6 protein-coding genes are annotated in these 6,520 nt (G+C 64.8%); 3 read left to right on the forward strand and 3 right to left on the reverse strand.

Features of this window, described 5'->3' with window-relative positions:
• Window positions 1-243: 243 nt before the first annotated feature.
• From KTN05_RS16875 to KTN05_RS16890, 3 genes are all read right to left on the reverse strand, one after another.
• A complete protein-coding gene (locus KTN05_RS16875; RefSeq protein ID WP_217330548.1) occupies window positions 244-1,125 on the reverse strand; it encodes a manganese catalase family protein in 882 nt (293 codons plus the stop codon).
• 266 nt (window positions 1,126-1,391) lie between these two features.
• Window positions 1,392-3,617 carry a family 1 glycosylhydrolase gene (locus KTN05_RS16880; protein ID WP_217330549.1) on the reverse strand — a complete coding sequence of 742 codons (2,226 nt, stop codon included), beginning with the start codon at window positions 3,615-3,617 and terminating at the stop codon, window positions 1,392-1,394.
• A 688-nt stretch (window positions 3,618-4,305) separates the two neighbouring features.
• Window positions 4,306-5,331, reverse strand: coding sequence for a PAS domain S-box protein (locus KTN05_RS16890; RefSeq protein WP_217330550.1), 1,026 nt, complete (start codon window positions 5,329-5,331; stop codon window positions 4,306-4,308).
• A gap of 234 nt (window positions 5,332-5,565) precedes the next feature.
• Between KTN05_RS16890 and KTN05_RS16895 the strand changes: the two genes are divergently transcribed.
• The 3 genes from KTN05_RS16895 to KTN05_RS16905 all read left to right on the forward strand — a co-directional run bounded on the left by KTN05_RS16895 (window position 5,566) and on the right by KTN05_RS16905 (window position 6,347).
• Window positions 5,566-5,769: a hypothetical protein gene (locus tag KTN05_RS16895; protein WP_217330551.1), complete on the forward strand. Its 204-nt coding sequence runs from the start codon at window positions 5,566-5,568 to the stop codon at window positions 5,767-5,769.
• The gene (locus KTN05_RS16900; protein ID WP_217330552.1) at window positions 5,751-5,957 is read left to right on the forward strand and encodes a cold-shock protein; all 207 of its coding nucleotides are present in this window, start codon (window positions 5,751-5,753) and stop codon (window positions 5,955-5,957) included. Before KTN05_RS16895 ends, KTN05_RS16900 begins: the two co-directional genes overlap by 19 nt.
• 117 nt (window positions 5,958-6,074) lie before the next feature.
• Window positions 6,075-6,347, forward strand: a complete 273-nt coding sequence (locus KTN05_RS16905) for a DUF982 domain-containing protein (protein ID WP_371823400.1) — start codon at window positions 6,075-6,077, stop codon at window positions 6,345-6,347.
• The last annotated feature ends 173 nt before the right edge of the window (window positions 6,348-6,520 follow it).

Here is a 6,520-nt window from a genome sequence, read left to right on the forward strand (position 1 = left end):
ACGACACCCAGTCCCTGCCACCGGCCTACGCCGAGGTGCCCTGCTGCGAAAAGCCGTTCGAGGCAAGGCGCTGCGCGGAGCTGCTGTTCAGGTGAATGGCCGCGAGATTCGCTGCTCAAACTTTCGCTGGTCTGCTTGTAGAGACGCGTCACTGACATCGGCGAGAGCGACGGCGACGGCTAGGCCATGGAACGCCCCGCGCGATCCTGCCTGGCCGACAAGATCGCGCGATCGTCGTTTCTGTTATTTCTTCGCCGTCTTCGGCACGGGTTGGCGCGGGGTGCCGTAGAGGCGAGGATCGGTCTGGCCGAGTGTGCCGTCGTCCGTGGACATGGGTTTGGGCTCGGCCAGATACTCGAACTGTCCTTTGCCATCCGGCGTGGTGCCGGCTGCCCAACCTCCTTCCTGACTCTCCGTCCCTTCCGAGCAGTTCCAGAACTGATAGCTCACGCGCTGGTCCTCGAGCGACTGCGGGAAGTTGGACGGGACAGGTGTCTCTTCCAGACCGTCGGCCTCCAGTTCCGCGATGGCAGCAAGCCACTGATTCTGGTGCATCGTGTCACGGGCGATCATGTAGGCCAGCATCTTCCGCACGCCGGGATCGTTCGTCAGGTTGTAGAGGCGCGCGACCTGAAGCCGTCCCTGGCTCTCGGCGGTGACGTTGAAGCGGAAGTCGGCAAGCAGATTGCCGCTGGCGATGGTATACTTGGCGTTCCAGGGATAGCCGACGCTGTCCGACGGCATCGCGCCGCCCCCCGAAACGATGGCGTGCTGCGGGTTCATGCCCGAAAGGATCACGTCCTCGACCCGCGCTCCTCCCATTACGGCACCCACGACACTGTTCTTGGCCGCGTCCTCTTGCGCCTCGACCGGCGAGTTTTCCAGCAGCCGGGCGATCATGGTGGCGAGCATCTCGACATGGGCGATCTCTTCGGTGCCGATGTCCATGATCATGTCCTTGTATTTCGCCGGACCGCGGCAATTCCAGCCCTGGAAGAGGTAGGTCATCATGACGCTCATCTCGCCCCATTGCCCGCCAAGAGGCTCCTGCAGCATCTTGGCGAAAACGGGATCCGGTCGCTCGGGCTTGGCGTCGATCTGAAGATGCTTGGTGCGGAAGAACATGTGAAACTCCTTGTCACGTTGCACGATGGCGGATGTCGCGGGTGATCACTGAGTCCAGCCGCGACACGGCCGCTGCTCGGGCGCATGACGTCCGTCGCAGCAGCCACGCACGGGAACTCGCGAAGGGTAGATGCGGTTGCGACATGCTTCTCATATGTTGTGGTGATAGCTGCCGAGCCGGAACGCGGCACAAAGCTGAGGTCTGCTTCCCGCGGGATTGCTGAGACGCCCGTCGCCGGCCAGCAATCTCCGCGCGTTCGCGCGGTTCAGCGTGCCGGGCCTTCGCTCCGCACACTCGCCCGCGGATAGTCACGCAGGAAGCGTGCTATTGCGTCGTTGATGTCTGGCAGCATCTGACCGCGTTCGGTGGCGAGCGTCACGTCCGCCGGCCGGGGCGCCCGCCATCCCAGGGAGGCCGCCTCGACGGCATCGACGGCGCCCGGATCGAGGCCGTCCGCCGTGGCAAGCGCGCGAGCGAACCCGGCCCAGGACAGGCCGCCGTGGCTGGCGAGATGGCGAATGCCCGTCTCCCCGTCGAGCAGCAGGTCGAGAACCGCATCCACGAGATCGGGCACATAGGTGGGCGAGACGAAGTTATCCGCGGCAGCCGCGAACCGATGCCCGGCGCGAAGCGCCAACAGCGCGTGGACGGCAAAGTTGTAGACGTCGTGCGGCGAGAAGAAGGCGGCCGTGCGGATCACCAGCGCGTCCGGATCGGCGTCGAGCACCCGACGCTCTGCTTCGGCCTTGCTGCGCCCGTAGGCGTTGAGCGGATTGGTGGCGTCCCCTTCGACATAGGCGCTGCCCTTTGCGCCATCGAACACCTGGTCCGAGGAGAAGGTCACGAGGGCGATGCCCTGCCGTTCGCAGGCGGCAGCGAGGTTTGCGGGTCCGCCGACGTTGGCAACGAAGCACACGGCCGGATCGGCTTCGGCGCCGTCGATGTCGACCAGTCCGGCGGTGTTGACCACGGCAGACGGTCCGATGCGGTCCAGCGCTGCCGTGACTGATGACGGATCGTCGATCGCCAGTGATGCGCGGTCGGTCAGCACGTAAGACAGGCCCCGGCATTCGCAATGGCGCGCGAACATCCGCCCGAGTGTGCCGCTTCTGCCGGTGACGAGGATCGGTCGGGCGTCGCGGACGGGCGGCGCAAGGCTCTGGCCCGTGGCTGCCACACCCTGCGGGGTTGCCGGTGCCGATGCTGGCGGCATCGCGCAGGCCCAAAGCCGGTTATCGCGCTCCCACCAGCCCGGCATCGCCATGATGTCGAGATGCGGCGGCTCGGCGCCGGCGGCGAGCGCCCGCAACAGCGGCACCATGGCGGTGGGGCGCGGTGTTCCGGCGCGCAGATCATAGACGCCGCATTCATAATGTCCCGCCTCGACCGTCACGAGACTGTCCCAGTCGAACGTGCCGAGCAGCGCCCATGCTGTGACCGCCTCGATTTCCGCGCCCCGCGCAGAGGCACTTTCGGCGGCCCGCCAGACCTGCAGGAACCAACGCATCTGTTCCTCGCGCGTGCAGCCGTTGTGGCATTCGGTGATTGCGATCCTGCGGCCGTAACGCGAGCACGCCTCGCCGAGCAGCGCCTCGACGCCGAGCAGCGCACCCGGCACGGTCCGCACCGCCTCGACATTGACATACCGGCCGCCGCTTTCGGCCGAGGGTCCGATCCCGGGATAGAGGCCGATCCGATCATCGAGGAAACGCTCGCTGGTCAGGTAATGGTTGATGCCGATGACGTCGGGCGGGCAGGGATCGTCGGTGATCGCCTGCAGCCGGTCCGCGAACCCGCGCGCGGACAGCCGCGACCAGAGCGGGTGGCCCGGCACAACGGTGCCGCACAGCAGATCCCAGGTGAGCCAGCGGCGGTCGTTCTCGAAGGCGGCCTCGGCGGTCAGTTCCGGGACCGCGTGGCAGAAGCCGAGATCCTCGGTCTGGATGAGCCGCGCCGCCGGATTGACGCGGCGGATCTCGCGCATGGCACCCCGGACGGCGTCGATCTGGTTCAGGAGTGCCAGCCAGCAGGCATCTTCGTCCTGCTTGTGCGGATACCAATGGCCATAGAGGCAGGCGAACCGCGCGGTCGTCAGCGGCTCGTTGACGGGAGTCCAGTCCTCGATCCACGGGTAGCGCTCGGCGGCCGCCCGCGCGTGCCCGGCAAGCCCCGTCGCGAAATCGTCGGCCAGGAGGCTCGTATAGGCCGGCCCGCTGCCGTGATGCACGAGGCCGACGATCGGTCGCAAACCAAGCCGCCGGATCTCGGCTAGCCGTTCATCGCTCCAGGCGAAGTTCACCTCACCGGCCCGATGGGGCGAAGTGCGCTCCCACAGCACGGGATAGCGCAGCGCGCGGATACCGAGCTCGGCGAACAACTGCAGATCGGCGACGCGGTCTTGGTGCCCGGAGCGAATCGTCTGGTCGAAGAAGCGGTTTCCGACACGATTGAGGGTGTATTCGCACCCGCCCCAGAGTTGCAGATCGGTCATGCGGTAATCCTCGCAGCGGTCTGTCGGAATGCAACGTATGGTTGTGCAAAAGCAAAGCGGAAGCGGGTGACGTCGGATGCCTCTCCATCATACCGAAAAAAAGCGCGGGGTGGCGCCGGGCAGCTCCAACAATTGTTGGTTTGCTGATTCGGAGCAGTGCAGGCTTTAATGACCCATGATCGTCCCATAGCCGGTCGAGTATGAAGCCGAGACTGGGGTAATGAGCGGTCAGCCGACTCTACGTTCTGGAATCAGGTCACGCCGAGCGGACATAGGCTGTTCACCGAGTGGACGCTTTGGACCGATATAACCCGTCGGGATGGGCCGGCCGGATGTCGTCCGGTTCGGAGCCGGTGCCTGAACTGATGCGGTGGATGCCCCCACCGAGCGGCATCTCGTATGCCATGATGGTTCCACTGGAACCGAACGGAGGGCACATTGATGACGACGACGATCAGCATGCTGGCGATCGACTTGGCGAAGGGCAGCTTCCAAGTCTGCGCGATCGGAGCGGATGGGGCGGTTCTATTCAACCGCATCATGAGTGCTTCGTGACCCGACGATCTCTCGACCATCCCGCGTCCTGCGTCGATGGTCCGGTATGCGAGAGGGCATTCACCCCCGACCCCCGACCGCCCTGCGGGAACGATGTCCGGGAAGCGGTAGTGCCGCGGAGCGAGGGCGTTCCTCAGCCGTCTTCCGTCAGGCGATCATAGCTGAGGTCGAGCGTCGCGCGCATTCCGCCCGGCATGAAGCTCCTTTGGAACGAGCCGTCGAGATGGTCGCGTACGGCCGCTTCGCACATCGTGGTTCCGAAGCCCTGATGCCGGGGGGGTTCTTCTGCGGACTGCCCGAAGTCTTCGGCCCAGTGAACGATCAGACGGTCGCCGAGGCGCTCGCTGGTGACCGAGAGGCGCCCGTCCTCGCGGGACAATGCGCCGTGTTTCACGGAATTGGTGCAAAGCTCATAGAACACCAGCGCCAGCGGTGTGACGGCATCACTGCTCAAGGTGATGTCCTCCACGACCACGCCGGCCGGAAGCTCACCCGTGAAAGGCTCGAGGATCGCGCCGAGAAGGGACTTCAACGGCCTTCGTCCCGACTCCACGGTTCCGTCGGCAGTGACAGGCGCGGCCAGAGAATGTGCCGCTGCCAGCGAAAGGAAGCGCCCGCGCATGAGCCCCACGAAATCATCCACCGTGGAGGACTGGCCGGCGCAGAGTCTCAGCAGCCCGCTGGCGATCGCGAAGCTGTTGCCGACACGATGCTTCATTTCGGACAGCAGCAATCGCTGCTGCTCGGCCGCACGGTGCTGCGGCGTAATGTCTCGGGCAATCTTCGACGCCCCGATGACTTTCCCGTTTCCGTCCCGGATCGGGGAAATGGTCACGGAAATCGGGAACAGTTCGCCGTTCTTCTTTCTGCGTAGCGTCTCGAAGTGCTGGATCCGCTCTCCCCGGCGCAGGCGATCCATGAAGTCCACCTCTTCGTGCTGCCGATCCTCCGGGATGAGAATGGTGATCGGCTTTCCCAGCACCTCCTCTGCCGCATAGCCGAAAATGCGCTCTGCCGCGGGATTCCAGCTCAGGATGATGCTGTCGAGGTCCTTGGCCACGATCGCGTCATCCGAGCCCTCGATGATGGCAGCGAAATGCTGCTCCAGAGCGTCTTCCAGAACTGACCTGGAATATTTTGAAGGAGGGCGCGACAGCACGATTGATTCCCGAATTGAAGAAAGGCCAGGACGGCTTGCGGAGGGCCGAAGCGAGGTAAGCTACCATGCCGACCCGGCGGAGGCGACACCCTTTGCGTTCGGGCACCATGCCTGACACCGGGAGTTCGGCCGCCCGAGATGACGGCCCGCGCGGTGCAGGTGCTCCTGTGCTGCTGGTCGCCGCGTCGTCTCTTTGTTCAGCACCGCGTCGGGAGCGCCGGCCAGGGCGACCACATGGAAGATCGCCTGCCATCCGGCCGTGCTGCCCGGCCTGCACGCGCCCCTTACAAAAATGAGGCCAGCACCTATATACATCCGGCAACACTCTTTTCGAACCTGTTCCTTCCGGCTCAGCTCTCGATCTACAGCTTTGCCGGGCCGCTGCATCATGTGAGCGGCATGCATAAGGAAACAACACGATGGCCAATGGCACCGTGAAATGGTTCAACCCCACCAAAGGCTTCGGCTTCATCGCTCCCGAAAGCGGATCGAAGGACATTTTCGTCCACGTCTCCGCACTGGAGCGCGCCGGCATTCAACAGCTGGACGACGGCCAGGCCGTCACGTTCGATCTGGAACGTGACCGGGACGGCCGTGAGTCGGCAACGAACCTCGCCCTCGCCTGAGCGAAACCTGCGAAATCATGAAGGCTGGGCGGCCATCGCGGCATCGCCCGCCTTCCCTGCGAACCGGCTGCGTTGCGATGCGCCGGTGCTCGCCTCTCCACGAAAGAACTGACGTTGATCGAAATTAACTGGGGCAAGCCCCTGTCCTTTGTCGTGTCGCCCGAGGGCGACGTCCAGAAATTCACCACCGCCGAACAGGCGCGTTATTGGCTGCGGAAGAAGTGGCCGGTCGCCGACTCCGCGAGAGATCGGGCGCTGCATCGGGTAGAGGCCGCCATGGAGTGTCTGGCACCCGTCGGAGCCGCACGCCGGGCCTTCATCTCGGCGGCGAAGACCGCCGGCTTTATGCCCGAAAACCTGATGATGCAGCCCGAGCGAGAGGCGGCGTAACCTCTGCAGCGACCTGCCCGGCAGCCCGCCCAACTGGTCCGGGCTGCCAGCCGCCGGAGCACACTGGCGCCGTTTGAACGTAAGCGCGAGGTCGTTGCCCTATGCGGCGATGCTTGACGGCTGGTTGAAGCACCAGGGCATGAGGTCCTCGATGGCGCTTTTCGGGTGACCGT

The organism is Paracoccus sp. Z118 (genome assembly GCF_019061185.1).
GTDB lineage: Bacteria > Pseudomonadota > Alphaproteobacteria > Rhodobacterales > Rhodobacteraceae > Paracoccus.